Annotated in this window: 14 protein-coding genes; 7 read left to right on the top strand and 7 right to left on the bottom strand. The window is 72.9% G+C overall.

Going from position 1 to position 15,158, the window contains the following annotated elements:
* The first annotated feature begins 59 nt into the window (after positions 1–59).
* Positions 60–1,454 carry a M1 family metallopeptidase gene (locus ACFYUZ_RS10400; RefSeq protein ID WP_389307497.1) on the top strand — a complete coding sequence of 465 codons (1,395 nt, stop codon included), beginning with the start codon at positions 60–62 and terminating at the stop codon, positions 1,452–1,454.
* Here ACFYUZ_RS10400 and ACFYUZ_RS10395 read toward each other — a convergent pair.
* On the bottom strand, positions 1,451–1,966 hold the full coding sequence (locus tag ACFYUZ_RS10395; RefSeq protein WP_389307496.1) for a GNAT family N-acetyltransferase: 516 nt from the start codon (positions 1,964–1,966) through the stop codon (positions 1,451–1,453). The two genes, ACFYUZ_RS10400 and ACFYUZ_RS10395, sit on opposite strands and share 4 nt — an antisense overlap.
* A 135-nt stretch (positions 1,967–2,101) precedes the next feature.
* Positions 2,102–2,677, bottom strand: coding sequence for a TerD family protein (locus tag ACFYUZ_RS10390; RefSeq protein ID WP_190160808.1), 576 nt, complete (start codon positions 2,675–2,677; stop codon positions 2,102–2,104).
* Between the two features lie 141 nt (positions 2,678–2,818).
* Here ACFYUZ_RS10390 and arfB point away from each other — a divergent pair, with 141 nt between their 5' ends.
* The gene (gene arfB, locus ACFYUZ_RS10385; protein WP_389307494.1) at positions 2,819–3,256 is read left to right on the top strand and encodes an alternative ribosome rescue aminoacyl-tRNA hydrolase ArfB; all 438 of its coding nucleotides are present in this window, start codon (positions 2,819–2,821) and stop codon (positions 3,254–3,256) included.
* 5 nt (positions 3,257–3,261) lie between these two features.
* On the opposite strand, the gene ACFYUZ_RS10380 is transcribed toward arfB, so the two are convergent.
* Positions 3,262–3,825, bottom strand: coding sequence for a flavin reductase family protein (locus ACFYUZ_RS10380; protein ID WP_389307492.1), 564 nt, complete (start codon positions 3,823–3,825; stop codon positions 3,262–3,264).
* Positions 3,826–4,085: 260 nt separating this feature from the next.
* Here ACFYUZ_RS10380 and cdgB point away from each other — a divergent pair, with 260 nt between their 5' ends.
* The gene (cdgB, locus tag ACFYUZ_RS10375) at positions 4,086–5,837 is read left to right on the top strand and encodes a diguanylate cyclase CdgB (RefSeq protein WP_389307490.1); all 1,752 of its coding nucleotides are present in this window, start codon (positions 4,086–4,088) and stop codon (positions 5,835–5,837) included.
* Between the two features lie 73 nt (positions 5,838–5,910).
* Positions 5,911–6,873, top strand: coding sequence for a CBM35 domain-containing protein (locus tag ACFYUZ_RS10370; protein WP_389307489.1), 963 nt, complete (start codon positions 5,911–5,913; stop codon positions 6,871–6,873).
* Positions 6,874–6,885: 12 nt separating this feature from the next.
* Here ACFYUZ_RS10370 and ACFYUZ_RS10365 read toward each other — a convergent pair whose 3' ends face one another.
* The 3 genes from ACFYUZ_RS10365 to ACFYUZ_RS10355 all read right to left on the bottom strand — a co-directional run bounded on the left by ACFYUZ_RS10365 (position 6,886) and on the right by ACFYUZ_RS10355 (position 10,026).
* Complete coding sequence (locus ACFYUZ_RS10365; protein WP_389307487.1) at positions 6,886–7,806, bottom strand: 1-phosphofructokinase family hexose kinase; 921 nt, start codon at positions 7,804–7,806, stop codon at positions 6,886–6,888.
* 127 nt (positions 7,807–7,933) lie between these two features.
* Positions 7,934–9,088: an N-acetylglucosamine-6-phosphate deacetylase gene (gene nagA, locus ACFYUZ_RS10360; RefSeq protein WP_389307485.1), complete on the bottom strand. Its 1,155-nt coding sequence runs from the start codon at positions 9,086–9,088 to the stop codon at positions 7,934–7,936.
* Positions 9,088–10,026 carry an ROK family protein gene (locus tag ACFYUZ_RS10355; protein ID WP_389307484.1) on the bottom strand — a complete coding sequence of 313 codons (939 nt, stop codon included), beginning with the start codon at positions 10,024–10,026 and terminating at the stop codon, positions 9,088–9,090. The genes nagA and ACFYUZ_RS10355 overlap by 1 nt, the downstream gene beginning before the upstream one ends.
* A gap of 185 nt (positions 10,027–10,211) precedes the next feature.
* Between ACFYUZ_RS10355 and ACFYUZ_RS10350 the strand changes: the two genes are divergently transcribed.
* From ACFYUZ_RS10350 to otsB, 3 genes are all read left to right on the top strand, one after another.
* On the top strand, positions 10,212–11,519 hold the full coding sequence (locus tag ACFYUZ_RS10350) for an extracellular solute-binding protein (protein WP_389307482.1): 1,308 nt from the start codon (positions 10,212–10,214) through the stop codon (positions 11,517–11,519).
* A 12-nt stretch (positions 11,520–11,531) separates the two neighbouring features.
* Entirely contained in the window at positions 11,532–11,789 is a 258-nt protein-coding gene (locus ACFYUZ_RS10345) for a DUF3263 domain-containing protein (protein ID WP_389307480.1), read from the top strand.
* A gap of 61 nt (positions 11,790–11,850) precedes the next feature.
* Positions 11,851–12,696 carry a trehalose-phosphatase gene (gene otsB / locus ACFYUZ_RS10340; RefSeq protein ID WP_389307478.1) on the top strand — a complete coding sequence of 282 codons (846 nt, stop codon included), beginning with the start codon at positions 11,851–11,853 and terminating at the stop codon, positions 12,694–12,696.
* Positions 12,697–12,735: 39 nt separating this feature from the next.
* Here otsB and ACFYUZ_RS10335 read toward each other — a convergent pair whose 3' ends face one another.
* A complete protein-coding gene (locus tag ACFYUZ_RS10335) occupies positions 12,736–15,042 on the bottom strand; it encodes an immune inhibitor A domain-containing protein (protein ID WP_389307476.1) in 2,307 nt (768 codons plus the stop codon).
* Positions 15,043–15,158: the final 116 nt, after the last annotated feature.

Here is a 15,158-nt window from a genome sequence, read left to right as displayed (position 1 = left end):
CCCGGACCCCCCGCCGGGCGCACCACCTTTTTTCGTTTTTGACCTTTTAAGATCGGTACGTGTCACAGCGCAGCCGGACCCCAGTCGCCGCCCTCGCCGCAGTCCTCGCGCTGCTCGCGGCCGCATGCACCGACGTCGGCGGCGGCGTCCGGGGCACCCCCGGGGCCGCCGGGCTGCGCGACCCGTACTTCCCGAAGCTCGGCAACGGCGGCTACGACGTCGGGCACTACGGCCTCGCCCTCGCCTACGACCCCGCCTCCGGCCGCCTCGACGGCACCGCCGAGATCACCGCCCGCGCCACCCAGGACCTCAGCGCCTTCAACCTCGACCTCGCCGGCCTCACCGTGCGCCGCGCGACCGTCGACGGCGCCCCCGCCGCGTACAACCGGGCCGGGAACGAGCTGACCCTCCGCCCCCGCGAGGAGCTCCCCGAAGGGGCGGAGTTCCGGGCCACCGTCACCTACTCGGGCGTGCCCGAACCGCTCACGGACGCCGACGGCTCCGAGGAGGGCTGGCTGCGCACGACGGGCGGGGCGGTCGCCGTCGGCGAACCCGCCGGCTCCATGACCTGGTTCCCCGGCAACCACCACCCCTCCGACAAGGCCTCCTACGACCTCACGCTCACCCTCCCCGCCGGGGTCGACGGCATCTCCAACGGCGTCAGGACCACGCGGCGCACCGAACCGGACGGGCGCGTCACCACCGTGTGGCACACGGCCGAGCCGATGGCGAGCTACCTGGCGACGGTCGCGATCGGCCGGTACGAGACGGCGACGGCGACCGCGCTCGGCACCGTGCCCGTCCTCACCGCCGCCGAGCCCCCCGCCGCGGCGGGCAGCGCCGCGCTGCGGAAGGAGATCCCGGGGATCCTCGCCCGCCAGGTGAAACGCTTCGGGCCCTACCCCTTCTCCGCCGCCGGGGCCGTCGTCACCGGGAACGGAAGCCTCGGCTACGCCCTGGAGACCCAGACCCGCCCCGTCTTCCCGGCCGACTCCTTCGACCGGACGACCCTCGTCCACGAGCAGGCCCACCAGTGGTTCGGCAACTCGGTCACGCCGAGGACCTGGCGGGACATCTGGCTGAACGAGGGCTTCGCGACGTACGCGGAGTGGCTGTACTCGGAGGAGTACGAGCACGTGCCCGCGCGGACCCGCTTCGAGCGGGCCTTCGCCCAGGACGCGAACTGGGCCTTCCCGCCGGCCGCCCCGCCCGCCGCCGAGAACCTCTTCGACCCGCCCGTCTACCAGCGGGGCGCGATGGTCCTGCACAAGCTGCGCGAGACGGTCGGCGACCGGGTCTTCGACGAGATCATGCGCGGCTGGCCCGCGAAGTACCGCCACGCCAACGCGACCACGGACGACTTCACGGCCTACGCGGAGAGCGTGGCGGGCCGCGACCTCGACGCCCTGTGGGACGTCTGGCTCTACGGCGACAAGAAGCCGGACGCCCCCTAGACCAGGCTCTTGCGCATCACGACGCACGGGCGGCCGTGGGCGAGGTCCGGGCGGCGGTCCGTCTCCTCGTAGCCCAGCGCGGTCCAGAAGGCCAGCGCCTTCGGGTTGTTCTCCAGGACGGCGAGCCGCAGCCCGGTGCGGCCCTCGGCGCGGAAGCCGGTCTCGACGTACGCGGCGAGCCGGCGGCCGTACCCGGCGCGCCGCGCGTCGGCGTGGACCATCAGCAGGCCGAGCCACGGGTCGGTCTGGAGCGGGTCGGGGTGGCGGCCGAGCGTGACCGCGACGGCGACGAGCCGGCCCTCCGCGCGGGCGAGGAGCACCTCGGCCGTCGGCTGCGCGAGTTCGTCGGCGAGGGCGGCGGCGACCTGCTCGGGCCGGATGTCGTCGGGGTCCGGGAAGTCTCCGCTGAGCTGCTGGAACTCCTGGTTCGACGCGTACAGCGCGGTGAGTTCGGTGAGCAGCGGCCCGGGGAGGGCGTGCGCTTCCGTGCGCGGGAGGGCTTCGACGATCACGCGGAAAGGGTAGGCCCCGGCGAGTGTCCCGCCGGGGCCCTTCCGGTGCGTGGCGTCCGTCAGAAGGTGACGGGTCCGTCAGAGGTGGACGGGTCCGTCAGAGGTGGACGGGTCCGTCAGAGGTGGACGGGTCCGTCAGAGGTTGACGCCGAAGTCGCGGGCGATGCCCTCCAGGCCCGAGGCGTAGCCCTGGCCGACGGCGCGGAACTTCCACTCGGCGCCGTTGCGGTACAGCTCGCCGAAGATCATGGCCGTCTCGACGGCGGCGTCCTCGGAGAGGTCGTAGCGGGCGATCTCGGTGCCGCCGGCCTGGTTCACGATGCGGATGTACGCGTTGCGCACCTGGCCGAAGTTCTGCGAGCGGGACACCGCGTCGTAGATGGAGACCGGGAAGACGATCTTGTCGACGTTCGGCGGGAGGGCCGCGAGGTTGACGTTGATCTGCTCGTCGTCGCCGCCGCCCTCGCCGGTGCGGTTGTCACCGGTGTGCACGATGGTCTGGTCCGGCGTCGACTTGTTGTTGAAGAAGACGAAGTGGGCGTCCGAGGCGACCCGCCCGGCGGCGTCCACGCCGATCGCGGAGGCGTCCAGGTCGAAGTCGGTGCCGGTCGTGGTGCGGACGTCCCAGCCGAGGCCCACGGTGACGGCGGTGAGGCCCGGGGCCTCCTTGGTCAGGGAGACGTTGCCGCCCTTGGACAGGCTCACAGCCATGGAAAGTCCCTTTCATCGTTCTGTCGTCGCCTGGAGAAACGCGGTTCGGCCGCCGGCGGTTCCCGCCGTCTCCACGCACGCGTGCCGCGTGGGGCGGTCAGCGCGAAAACAGGATGACTCCTCCCCGCCCCTCCGGGGAACATGGAGGGCATGTCCGGTCCGTATCCCATCCGCGGCTCCGTCTCGCTGCCCGAGGCCGAGCTCCAGTGGCGTTTCTCGCGGTCGTCGGGGCCGGGCGGCCAGCACGTGAACACCAGCGACTCGCAGGTGGAGCTCCGCTTCGACCTCGCGGCCACCGACGCGCTGCCCGAGGTGTGGAAGGCCCGCGCCCTGGAGCGGCTCGCCTCCCGCCTGGTGGGCGGGGTCGTCACGGTCCGCGCCTCTGAGCACCGCTCCCAGTGGCGCAACCGCGAGACGGCGGCGGTCCGCCTGGCCGCGCTCCTCGCCGAGGCGACGGCCCCGCCGCCGAAGCCCCGCCGGCCCACGAAGATCCCGCGCGGGATCAACGAGCGGCGGCTGCGCGAGAAGAAGCAGCGATCCGAGACCAAGCGCATCCGCCGGTCCCGCGACTGGAGCTGAGCGGGTCAGCCGAGGTGCCGGTACTTCCCCTGGAAGTACGTCAGGGGGCCGCCGCTCCCCGAGGACAGACCGACCGTCAGGACCCTGCCCACCACCAGCGTGTGGTCGCCGGCCACGACACGGCTCTCCGTGCGGCACTCCAGGACCGACAGCGCGCCGCCCACGAGCGGGGCGCCGCTCTCCTCGCCGCGCGTGTACGGCAGGTCGGCGAAGAGGAGCCGGTCGCTGACCCGGTTCTTCATGGCGAACCGCCCGGCGACGTGCCGCTGGTCCTCGGCGAGGATCGACACCGCCCAGACCGGGACGTCGGCGAGCAGGTCGTCCATGCGGGAGCCGTTGCGGAGGCTGACGAGGACCAGGGGCGGGTCGAGGGAGACCGACATGAAGGCGGTGGCCGTCATGCCGACGTCCTCGCCGCGCGGGCCGTCGTCGGGGTCGTGCGCGGTCACCAGGACCACGCCCGCCGCGAGGCGGGACATCGCCGCCCGGAACTCGTCGTTGCTCACCCCCTCAGCATGAGGGATGGCCAGGTCGGACACGGGGGGCGAGGCGGGAGACTTCTGAAGCACCCTCGCACGCTAACCCCGGCCCGCCGGGTCCCGCATCGGACCGGGGGACCAGCCGGGCACGGACGCCGGACCTAGGTCCTGGCATATGCCGCAGGGCGGAAGGACTCGCATGAGCTGCTGTGACTTGAGTCACAGAGGGCAGTAATTGCTGACCCTGTGTACCGGGTGCGCAGCTCGCTGTGATTCAGTGGCGGTGACAGTGCAGTACGAAGCCGATGAGAACCCTGGAGTTGCTGTCGAGGTCTCGGGGAGAGCGAGCGATGGAGACCGAGTCGGAGCCTTACGTCCGTCTCTCGACCCTGCGGCAGCTGCATCAGGTCGTGGCGGACCTCAACACTGCCCGGAGCCTGGCGGACACCCTGCAGACCGTCGCCGACGGTGTGGTCGCCGGTCTCAACTACGAGCTTGCCTGCGTCAACCTCGTCCGCCCCGACGGTGACCTCGTCGTCGCCGCCTTCGCCGGAAGCTCCGCCGCGGAGGCCCTGATCACCGGCCGCGTCGGCTCCCGATCCTCCTGGGACCGCCGTCTGTCCATGGGCGTCGCCTGGGGCGACCTGCGGTTCATCCCGCACACCGAGGGCTGGGTCCTCATGGAGGACGACGTCCCCCAGTGGCACACCGACGGCCCCGCGCCCCGCTTCGAGGACGAGTGGCACCCGCACGACCGCCTCTACGCCCCGATGTACGCGCCCACGCTCGGCTCCGCCCGCGCGGGAGGAGCCCCGTCCGCCTCCGGCCGTGAGCTCCTCGGCGTCATATCCGTCGACCGCCCGCGCAACGGCCGGCACCCCGGCCCCTGGGGCCAGGAGGCGCTCCAGATGTACGCCTCGCAGTCGGCGATCGCCATCAGCAACGCCCGCCTCCGCTCCAACATGCAGCGCGCCCTGGTCCGCCTGGAGCGCGAGCAGCAGGCCCTGCGGGCCAGCGAGGAGTCCTTCCGGCAGGCCTTCGAGTACGCCCCCTCCGGCATGGCCATCGCCGAGATGGGCGGCGACCAGCACGGCCGCCTCCTCCGCACGAACGACGCCCTGTGCCGGCTCCTCGGCCGCCCCGCCTCCGTCATGCGGCGCTACTCCTTCGCGGACCTCGTCCACCCCGAGGACATCGGGACGCTGCTCCGCACCTCCGCCGAGGGCGGCCGGGCCGAGCTGCGGCTCGGGCGGCGGGACGGCACGTACGTCTGGGTCTCCCTGCGGAACTCGGTGGTCGCCGACACCGCCGACGGCCCTCGCTTCCTCCTCACCCACGTCGAGGACATCGAGGAGCGCAAGCGGCACGAGCTCCAGCTCGCCCACCGCGCCTCGCACGACGCCCTCACCGGCCTCCCCAACAGCGCCGAGCTGCGCTCCCGGCTCTCCGCCCGGCTCTGCGAGCGCCCGTCGGCGCTGGGAGGCGAGACGGCGTACGGCGGGTACGACCCGCGGCGGGACGGCGGCTACGGCACGGGCCACGAAACCGGCGCCCACGACCCCGCGTACGACGCGGGCTACGAGCCGCAGCCGTACGAGCACGAGCACGAGCACGGCTTCGGTTTCGAGCCGGCGGGCGGCGCCGGACCGTACGACCACCACGTCCACATCGTCGCGCCCACGGGCGGCGAGACCGACGACGGGACCAAGGGGCTCGCGGTCCTCTTCTGCGACCTCGACGGCTTCAAGTCGATCAACGACCGCTTCGGGCACCACACCGGCGACGCCGTCCTCATCGAGGTCGCGCGCCGGCTCACCACCGGCGTGCGGGACGGCGACACCGTCGCCCGGCTCGGCGGTGACGAGTTCGTCGTCCTCGCCGACGGCCTCGGCGCCGCCGACGCCGCCGACCTGGCCGTGCGCCTGCGCAACGCGATCATCCCGCCGATCCGGGTGGACGGACGGGCGGTCCGTGTCGGGGCGAGTTTCGGCATCGGCTGGGCCGAGTGCGGGATGACCGTGGAAGAGGTCCTGAACTCGGCGGACCAGCGGATGTACGTGGAGAAACGCTCCCGCGCCAAGGTCCACCGGCGGGCGGGCTGAGCCGCGCGCTGGTCCGTTCGGGGTAGGCTCGCCCGGTCGGCGACGGCTGGCGAGCATGGAGAGGATGACCCGGATGGCTGCCGGTAACGACGGCGCGAACAAGCCCGAGGACGACGATCCTTTCGGCTACCTCTACGAGGACGGCCAAGCGGCGGGTGCCCGGCCTCCGCAGGGCGGCGGCTACGGCTACCCCGGCCCCGCCCCCGCCCAGCCGGGCGTGCCCCGGACCTCGTACAACCAGGTCAGAACGGTCGGCGAGCGCAAGTACGGCCACCAGCAGCAGGCGTACGTGCCGCCGCAGCAGCAGGCCCCGTACGGCCAGCCGCAGGCGCAGTACGCGGCGCCCGAGACCTACGGCGCCCAGCCGCAGACCCGCCCGGTCCCGCCCCAGCGCGGCGGCGGCTCCGGCCGGGGCCCCAACACCAAGGGCCTTCTCGCGGGTGCCATCGCGGTCGTCGCGGTCGTGGTGATCGGCATCGGGGTCGCCCTGATCAACAACTCGGGCAAGGAGGACGACAAGAACTCCCAGGCCGGCGGCAGCACGCCGTCGGCCGCGTCCACCCAGGTCTCCGAGACGCCGAGCACGGAGCCGACCGCCGAGAAGACCCCGGAGGAGCTCCCCAAGCAGGACGCGGCGACGCTGACGCTGGGCGGGTCGGCGACGACGGGGAGCGGCGTGAAGGGCGCGAAGGGCACGAACGGCGCCTACGTGACCCTGAGCGGTGTGGGCAGCTCCGCGAGCTGGTCGGTCGACGTGCCGAACACCGGCGAGTACACGCTCCGCATCACGTACAGCGTGCCCGGCAAGGACGCCAAGACGTCCCTGACGGTCAACGGCGAGACGCCGCGCGAGATCAACATGTCCAACTTCGCCAAGGCCGCCGAGGGCGACTGGGAGAAGGGCTGGACGTACACGTACGCCTACGTGAACCTCAACAAGGGCTCCAACGCGCTCAAGATCTCCTGCGAGCCGGGCAACCAGTGCGAGGCGATCCTCGACCAGGTCTACCTGGAGGCCGGGCACACCGGTAACTGACGCGAGGGCCCCTTACGGGGCCTCCTCGGCGACCTTCACCCGCGTCAGCAGCTCCTCGTACGCCGTCGGGTCGAATTCGCCGGCCACCGGGGAGAGGACCGTCGCCGCCGAGAGGGCGACCGCGCGGGTGAGGCGGTCGGGCCAGGGGGTTTCGTCGACCAGGCCCGAGAGGAGGCCGGCGACGGCGGAGTCGCCCGCGCCCGTGGGGTTGCCCTTCACGGTGGCGGGCGGGGTCGCGCGCCAGACGCCCTCGGGGGTGGCGGCGAGCAGGCCCTCGGGGCCGAGCGAGGAGACCACCGCGCGGGCGCCCCGGCGGCGGGCGTCGCGGGTGGCCCGGTGGGGTTCGCGGGCTCCGGTGAGCCGGGCGAGTTCCTCGGCGTTGGGCTTGACCAGGTCGGGGCGGGCGGCGATGCCCCGGCGGAGGGGTTCGCCGCTGGTGTCCAGGAGGACGGGGACGGCGGCCGCGCGCGCGAGGCGGATCAGTTCCGCGTACGCGCCGACGTGGATGCCCGGCGGGAGGCTGCCGCAGAGGGCGACCGCGCGGGCTCCGTCGAGGAGCGCCGTGAAGCGGGTGCGGAAGGCGGTCCATTCGGCGGCGGTGACGGTCGGGCCCGGTTCGTTGAGCTGGGTGGTGTCCCCGCTCGTGGCGTCGACCACCGCGACCGTGCGGCGGGTGGGCCCGGCGGTCTCGACGAGCTCGTCCCGTACGGGCGTCGGCGCGAGCTGGTCCCGCAGGGTCGCGCCGGTGACGCCGCCCGCGAAGCCGGTGGCGACCGTCTCGTACCCGAGGGCGGCGAGGACGCGGGCGACGTTGAGGCCCTTGCCGCCGGGCCGCTCGATGACCTGGGTGACCCGGTGGGAGGTGTGCGGGGTGAGGGCGGGGACCCGGTAGGTGAGGTCCAGTGCCGTGTTGAGGGTGACCGTGAGGATCACGACCTGTCCGCCCCCCGTCCTCGGTGTGAAGTCCTGTGGAACGTGCGTTCCGACGGGCACCGATCATGCCAAAGGAAAGGCGGTTGGCCCAGACCCGTGGCCGACCGCCTTCGCGTGTGACACCTGATCAGGCGGCCGTGTCCGCCGTCGGGTCGACGATCCACTCGCCCTTGCGCATGACGCCCTTGAGCTGGAACCCGGCGTCGAGGACGACGACGTCGGCGTCCTTGCCGGGCTCCAGGGAGCCGACGCGGTCGTACATGCCGAGGAGCCGGGCCGGGTTGGCGGAGACGGCCTGGACGATCGACTCGACGGGGAGGCCGTCGACGGTCGCCGCGCGCCGGAAGGCGCGGTCCAGGGTCAGGGTGGAGCCGGCGATGGAGCCGCCCTCGACGAGGCGGGCGACGCTGTCCTTCACGTCGACCGCGAGCGGGCCGAGCATGTAGCGGCCGTCGCCGAAGCCGGCGGCGTCCATGGCGTCGGTGATGAAGGCGACGCGTTCGGGTCCCGCGTGGTGGAAGGCGAGCTCCAGGGCGGCGGGGTGGAGGTGGGTGCCGTCGTTGATGAGCTCGACGGTGATCCGCTCGTCCTCCAGGAGGGCGGCGATCGGGCCGGGGGCGCGGTGTCCGAGGGCGGGCATCGCGTTGTAGAGGTGGGTGGCGACGGTGGCGCCCGCGTCGATGGCCGCCCGCGTCTGCTCGTACGTGGCGTCGGTGTGGCCGATGGCGGCGATGACGCCGTGCTCGGCGAGGAGGCGTACGGAGTCGAGGCCGCCGGGCAGTTCGGTGGCGAGGGTGACCATCCTGGCCTGGCCGCGGGCGGCGTCGATCAGCTTGCGGACCTCGGCCGGGTCGGGGTCGCGGAGCAGGGTCTCGTCGTGGGCGCCCTTGCGGCAGGGGGAGATGAAGGGGCCCTCGAAGTGGAGGCCGGCGAGGTCGCCCTGCTCGGCGAGCTCGGAGAGCAGTCCGGCGCGCCGGGTGAGGAAGTCCATCTCGCCGGTGACGAAGGAGGCGACGGTGGTGGTGGTGCCGTGCAGGCGGTGGGTGTGGACGCCCTTGAGGACCTCGTCGCCGGTGCCGGAGGTGAAGGAGGCGCCGCCGCCGCCGTGGTTGTGCATGTCGACGAAGCCGGGGACGAGCCAGTGGCCGGTGAGGTCGACGGTCGGGGCGCCCTCGGGCGCCGAGCCGGCGATGCGGTCGCCGTCGACGATCACGCGTCCGTTCTCGACCGTTCCGGTGGGCAGCACGACGTGTGCGCCGGCGAGAACCTTGTGATCGGCCATCAGGCGGAAACCTCCGAGTCGAGGGAGAGAAGGTCCCAGGCGAGGAGGCCCGCGCCCAGGCATCCGGCGGTGTCCCCGAGGGCCGCCGGGACGATGGCGGGCAGCTTCTGGAACGTGACGCGTTCCTCCACGGCGGCCCGGAGTGGTGTGAACAAGGTTTCCCCGGCCTCGGCGAGACCGCCACCGATGATGAGCGTGCGGGGGTCCAGCAGGGTGAGCGCGGTGACGAGCCCGTCGGCGAGGGCGTCGACGGCGTCCTGCCAGACCCGTGCGGCCGTGGGGTCGCCGGATTCGACGGCCTTCGCGCAGTCGGCGGCGTCGGCCTCGGGGTCGCCGCCGGCCTCGGCCCAGGCGAGGGAGACGGCGGAGGCGGAGGCGTACCGCTCCAGGCAGCCGCGCTGGCCGCAGCCGCAGGCGGTGCCGCCGGGACGGACGACGATGTGGCCGATCTCTCCGGCGTAGCCGTGGGCGCCGGCCTCGATGCGGTCGCCGATGCCGATGGCTCCGGCGATGCCGGTGCCGAGGGGGACGAAGAGGAAGCGGTCGGCGCCGTTGCCCGCGCCGATGCGGCCTTCGGCGAGGCCGCCGGTGCGGACGTCGTGGCCGAGGGCGACGGGGATGCCGTCGAGGCGGCGGCTGAGGAGTTCGCGCATGGGAACGTCGCGCCAGCCGAGGTTGGAGGCGTAGACGGCGGTGCCGTTCTCGGCGTCGACGATGCCGGGGACGGCGACTCCGGCGGCCGCGGCGGGCTCTCCGTACCGCTCCTGGCCGAGGGCGCGGAGCTCTTCGGCGAAGCCGAGGATCGTCTCCACCACGGCCTCGGGGCCGCGCTCGCGCCCGGTGGCGCGGCGGGCCTCGTGCAGCAGGGTGCCGTCCGCGCCGACGAGGGCGGCCTTCATGCCGGTGCCGCCCACATCCAGGGCGATGACGTGTCTCACGGGGGACAGTGTGTCGCTAGAGGACCCAAAAGGTCTAGTCCACTTTCGAGGATTGTTGCGTACGGATACAAATTCGGGAGCCGTCATGCGGTCATGGTCCCGCCGCAGTTGCGGAAGTGATACCCGAGTGGACTAGACCTCATGCCCGTACACGGGAGAGACTTGCGGCCCGAAGACGAGCAAACATGCAGCTCAACGACGAGCAAAAGGTGGATGAAGCCGTGGAGCGGCGACGATTCCTTGGACTGACCGCGGCCGCCGCCGCCCTCGGACTGACCGCGACGGTCGCCGGCTGCGGCGTCCTGGGCGGCGACTCCGGCGACGTGACCCTGCGGCTGGTCGCCGCCGACTACGACCTGACCGGCGGCGACACCACCAGGAAGTACTGGGCCGGCCTCGTCGCCGCCTTCGAGGCGAAGCACCCCGGCGTCAAGGTCGAGGTCCAGGTCGAGTCCTGGGACGACGTCGACCGCAAGGTCGCCGAGATGGTCGAGGCCGGCAAGGCCCCCGACATCGCGCAGATCGGCGCCTACGCCGACTACGCGGCCGCCGGGCAGCTCTACGCCGCCGACGAGCTCCTCTCCATACCCGTCCAGGCCAACTTCCTCGGCCCCCTCGTCGCGGCCGGCGAGTACAAGCGCACCCAGTACGGCATGCCGTTCGTCGCCTCCACCCGGCCGCTCTTCTACAACAAGGACCTCTTCCAGGAGGCCGGCGCCAAGGCCCCCACCACCTGGGACGAGCTCGTCGAGGCCGCCGAGAAGCTCAAGGCCGAGGGCGTCCCCACCCCCTTCGCGCTGCCCCTCGGCCCCGAGGAGGCCCAGGCCGAGGCCCTCATGTGGCTGCTCAGCGGAGGCGGTGGCTGGACCGACGCCTCCGACCGCTACGCCGTCGACTCCGACGCCAACGTGCGCACCTTCGAGTGGCTCCGCAAGAACCTCGTCGGCAAGGACCTCACCGGACCGGTCGCCCCCGGCAGGCTCAACCGCAAGGCCGCCTTCGCCGCCTTCGCGAACGGCGAGGTCGGCATGCTCAACGGCCACCCCTCGCTCCTCAAGGAGGCCGCGAAGAAGGGCGTCCAGGTCGGACAGGTCCCCCTCCCCGGCGTCGACGGCCCGCCCAAGACCTCCATGGGCGTCGCCGACTGGATCATGGGCTTCCGGCAGAACGGTCACCGCAAGGAGATCGGCGACTTCCTGAACTTCGTCTTCAGCGACGAGAACGTCCTGAAGTTCGCCGGGGACAACGACCTGCTGCCGGTCACCGTCACCGCCTCCACCCGCATGGAGACCGACCCCGCCCACGCCAACCTGCGCGTCTTCCTCAAGGTCCTCCCCGACGCGCAGCTCCCGCCGGTCGGCAAGACCTCCTGGGCCAAGGTCAGCGAGGACGTCAAGCAGAACATCGGCAGGGCCGTCGCCCCCGGCGGCCGCCCCGCCGACGTCCTCGGCCGGATCGGCCGGGCGGCGACGGCGGCGGAGGCAGCCGAGTAATAGGTTGGTCCTATGACCGAGGAGACGGTGGACGGCGGGAGCGGGCTCGGGGAGCGCGAGCGGGCGCTGCTCGCCGTCGAGCGTCGCTCCTGGCCCGGCCCCGGCGCGAAGGAGCGGGCCGTCCGCGAGCGACTCGGGCTCTCCCCGACCCGCTACTACCAGCTGCTCAACGCGCTCCTCGACGACCCGCGCGCCCTGGCCCACGACCCGGTGACCGTCAACCGGCTGCGCCGGGTCCGCGAGGAGAAGCAGCGGCGCAGGGAGGGGTGACCCTCCCCGGGTGACCCCGGCCACGCTGACGTGACTCCCGTACGTGGGTAGGGTCGAGAACATGGTCAGCAGCCTTCAGCACCCGACCACACCGTCCGGCCGCGACGGACTGGACGCGCTCCTCGCGCGCCCGGCGGACGCCGTCGTCGCCCTCGACTTCGACGGCACCCTCGCCGACATCGTCCCCGACCCCGAGCAGGCCCGCGCCCACCCCGGTGCCGTGGCCGCCCTCGCCGCCCTCGCCCCCAGGGTCGGCTCCATCGCCGTCGTGACCGGCCGCCCCGCCGGGGTCGCCGTCCGCTACGGCGGCTTCGCCGGCGTCCCCGGCCTGGAGCACCTCGTCGTCCTCGGCCACTACGGCGCCGAACGCTGGGACGCCGTCACCGGCACCGTCCGGGCCGCCGCCCCGCACCCCGGCGTGGCCTCCGTCCGCGCCGAGCTCCCCGGCTTCCTGGACCGGGCCGGGGCCTGGCAGGGCGTCTGGATCGAGGAGAAGGGCCGCGCGGTCGCGGTCCACACCCGCCGCGCCCAGGACCCGGAGGGCGCCTTCGAGGCGCTCAAGGGCCCGCTGGGCGAGCTGGCCGCCTCCCACGGCCTGGTCCTGGAGCCCGGCCGCATGGTCCTGGAGCTGCGGCCGCCGGGCATGGACAAGGGCGTGGCGCTCGCGAAGTACGTACGGGAGGTGGGTGCCGGGTCCGTGCTCTACGCGGGCGACGACCTGGGCGACCTGCCGGCCTTCGCGGCGGTCGAGAAGCTCCGCTCCGACGGGACCCCGGGCGTCCTGGTGTGCAGCGGCTCCACCGAGGTCCCGGAGCTGGCCGACCGCGCGGACCTGTCCGTGGCGGGGCCGCCGGGCGTGGTGGAGTTCCTGACGGAACTGGCGAAGGCGGTGGGGGAGGAGGCCTGAGCCCCTCCCGCACCGCCCTCGCCGTCCTCTCCGTACGGATCAGTGCGCGGCCGGGTTGGCGACGCTGATCGTCAGGTCGTCGCCGGCGTCACCGGTGACCGTGACGCGCACGCCGTGACCGGCGACCTTCACGCTGGCCTGCGGGGCCGTCGTGTCGTAGTACGCGTTCGGGTCGGTGTCGTCGAAGACCGGGACGCCCGGGACGGAGGGGGCGCAGGCCGCCAGCGTCTGGACGGTCTTGTTGCCGCCCTTGCCCACCAGGACCTCCTTGTGGAGGCAGGTGGCGTCCGTGGCCTCCAGGCCGAAGGTCGCGTCGAAGGGCTGGCGCCGGTTGGTGGGCGCGGTCCCGTCGGCGTACGTGAAGGGCGCCGGGCGGGCGTCGACGGCCATGGCCGAGCCGCCGCCGGGGTGGTTGCTGACGTTGTTGTCGTCGAAGGACCGGTCGACGTACCAGACGAGCATGCCGTTCTGGAACTTGAACCACTCGACCCAGTCCGGGGCGGTGATGCCCTTGCTGAACTGGTACGGGCCCTCGGCGAGGAGGGCGTCGGCGCCGACGTACTCGCGGTTCTCCACGAGGTAGTACCGCGGGGAGGTGGCCGTCTCGGTGCCGGTCGAGATCTTCCAGCGGCCCTGCGTGGTCCAGCCGCCCACGCCCTGCTCGACGTCGTCCGACGCCAGGGTCGTCCCGCCTGAGGTCAGCGCGATGTCGTCCAGGAACGCGCCGGCGAAGTGCACGCCGCCGTCGCTCTGGTGGCGGAAGCGGAAGAGGGACGGCTTGCCGGCGGAGTCGTACGTGAAGCGCAGCGTCGTCCACCTGCCGCCGGAGGAGCCGGTGACGGGGTCGCCCGCGCGGGCCCAGGTCGCGCCGCCGTCGAGGGAGTACTCGGCGAAGAGGTAGTCGAAGTCGGCCTCGATCTCGTACCAGGCGCTCGCTTTGACCGTGACGCGCGGCGCGGCCGGCACGGAGCGGGTGAGGGACTGGTTGAGGCCGTCGGCGGAGCCGGTCCACCAGGCGTGCGTGCCCGAGGCGGGCGTGGCGTAGGTGGTGCTGCTCGTCTTGTCCGGGAGCGCGATGCGGACGGCCTGCTCCTTGCCGGCGACCTGGAGCGCGGCCGGGTTCAGGGTGTACGTGCCGGTGGCGCCGAGCGGTGCGTCGGCGTGGTCCAGCCAGCCGAGGAACAGCTTCTCCTCGGCGCCCATGAGGCCCGGGTGGGTGCCGATGCCCTCGTCGGCGGCGGCGCCGTGGCCGAGCCAGGAGCCGGAGCTCATGAGGGTCCAGAAGGCGGTGGAGTTCTCGCCGCCGTCGGTGTCGTAGTAGTCCGGCAGGCCGAGGTCGTGGCCGAACTCGTGGCAGAAGACGCCGAGTCCGCCGTTCTCGCCCTCGGTGGTGTAGTCGCCGAGCCAGTACTTGGACTGGCCGATGCGGGCGCCGCCGGCCTTGTTCTGGGCGCCGGAGACGTCGGGGCCGGTGAGGCCGTAGTCGTCGCCGTTGACGTACCAGCGGTGGGACCAGATGGCGTCCTCGCCCTGCGCGCCGCCGCCGGCGTCCTCGCCCATGCCGGCGTGCACGGCCTGGAAGTGGTCGATGTAGCCGTCGGGCTCGTCGAAGTCGCCGTCGTGGTCCCAGTCGTTGCGGTCCCAGACGTCGAACCGGGCGAGGTACGCGTCGATCTCGGCGGGCGACTTGCCGGCCGCGAGCTGCGCGTTCCACCAGGCGTCGCCGGTGTCCTGGATGAAGGCCCAGGAGCCGCCGGTGTCCTCGACGGAGTTGTCGCCGTAGGTGGAGGCGTTGCCGGGGACCCTGACCCAGTCCTCGACGGTGTTGGTCACCGAGTACCGGCCGCTGGACAGGCCCTCGTAGAAGGTCTTCATGGACTCGCCGGAACCGTTGAAGAGTTCCTCGTAGTGGGCCTTGGAGAAGTCCGCGGTCCAGGCGTTGGAGTTGTCGGTGCTGCGGTCCGGCCGGGGTATCCGGTTGTGCAGCGGGCCGGGGACGGTGCCGAGCTTGCCGGAGCCCTGGTCGCCGAACTCGGAGAGGATCGTGAAGATCCTCTCCTGGCGGGTGGCGGTGGTGCTCTCGGTCTCGGTGAACTTGCCGGGTGCGACCTCGACGACGCCCTTGGCGTTCGCCTTGGCCTTGCCCTTGGCGATCAGGTCGATCGCCTGCTCGCGCAGCTGGGTGCGCTGCTTCGTGAGGGGCCCGGGACGGTTGTCGGGCCGGTGCGCGTTCGCGCCCGCCGGTGCGGCGTCCCGGGCCTCCTGCGCGGCGGCGGGGGTGAGCCCCGCGGCGAGGAGTGCGGTGAGCGCCGACCCGAGGGTCATGCTCACGACAATCTTCTTCACGTGTTCTGCGATCCTTCCGCTTGCCTCATGCGCCTCATGCGCCTCATGGGGAGAAACGGATCGCCTGGGGGAACGATCGCCGCGAGTGTGCCACGGGAGGCCCCTCCAGGAGGAGG

The organism is Streptomyces sp. NPDC004266 (genome assembly GCF_042874095.1).
Classification (GTDB): Bacteria; Actinomycetota; Actinomycetes; order Streptomycetales; family Streptomycetaceae; genus Streptomyces.
Note: the sequence above shows the minus strand (reverse complement) of the source record. Positions and strands in the feature narration are given on the sequence as shown.

Bases quoted from the DNA above. Each gene is read 5' to 3' on its own strand.
- arfB (WP_389307494.1), top strand. From the start codon at position 2,819: ATGGAGGGCATGTCCGGTCCGTATCCCATCCGCGGCTCCGTCTCGCTG.
- cdgB (WP_389307490.1), top strand. From the start codon at position 4,086: ATGGAGACCGAGTCGGAGCCTTACGTCCGTCTCTCGACCCTGCGGCAG.
- nagA (WP_389307485.1), bottom strand. From the start codon at position 9,088: ATGGCCGATCACAAGGTTCTCGCCGGCGCACACGTCGTGCTGCCCACC.
- ACFYUZ_RS10390 (WP_190160808.1), bottom strand. From the start codon at position 2,677: ATGGCTGTGAGCCTGTCCAAGGGCGGCAACGTCTCCCTGACCAAGGAG.
- ACFYUZ_RS10370 (WP_389307489.1), top strand. From the start codon at position 5,911: ATGGCTGCCGGTAACGACGGCGCGAACAAGCCCGAGGACGACGATCCT.
- otsB (WP_389307478.1), top strand. From the start codon at position 11,851: ATGGTCAGCAGCCTTCAGCACCCGACCACACCGTCCGGCCGCGACGGA.
- ACFYUZ_RS10345 (WP_389307480.1), top strand. From the start codon at position 11,532: ATGACCGAGGAGACGGTGGACGGCGGGAGCGGGCTCGGGGAGCGCGAG.
- ACFYUZ_RS10350 (WP_389307482.1), top strand. From the start codon at position 10,212: ATGCAGCTCAACGACGAGCAAAAGGTGGATGAAGCCGTGGAGCGGCGA.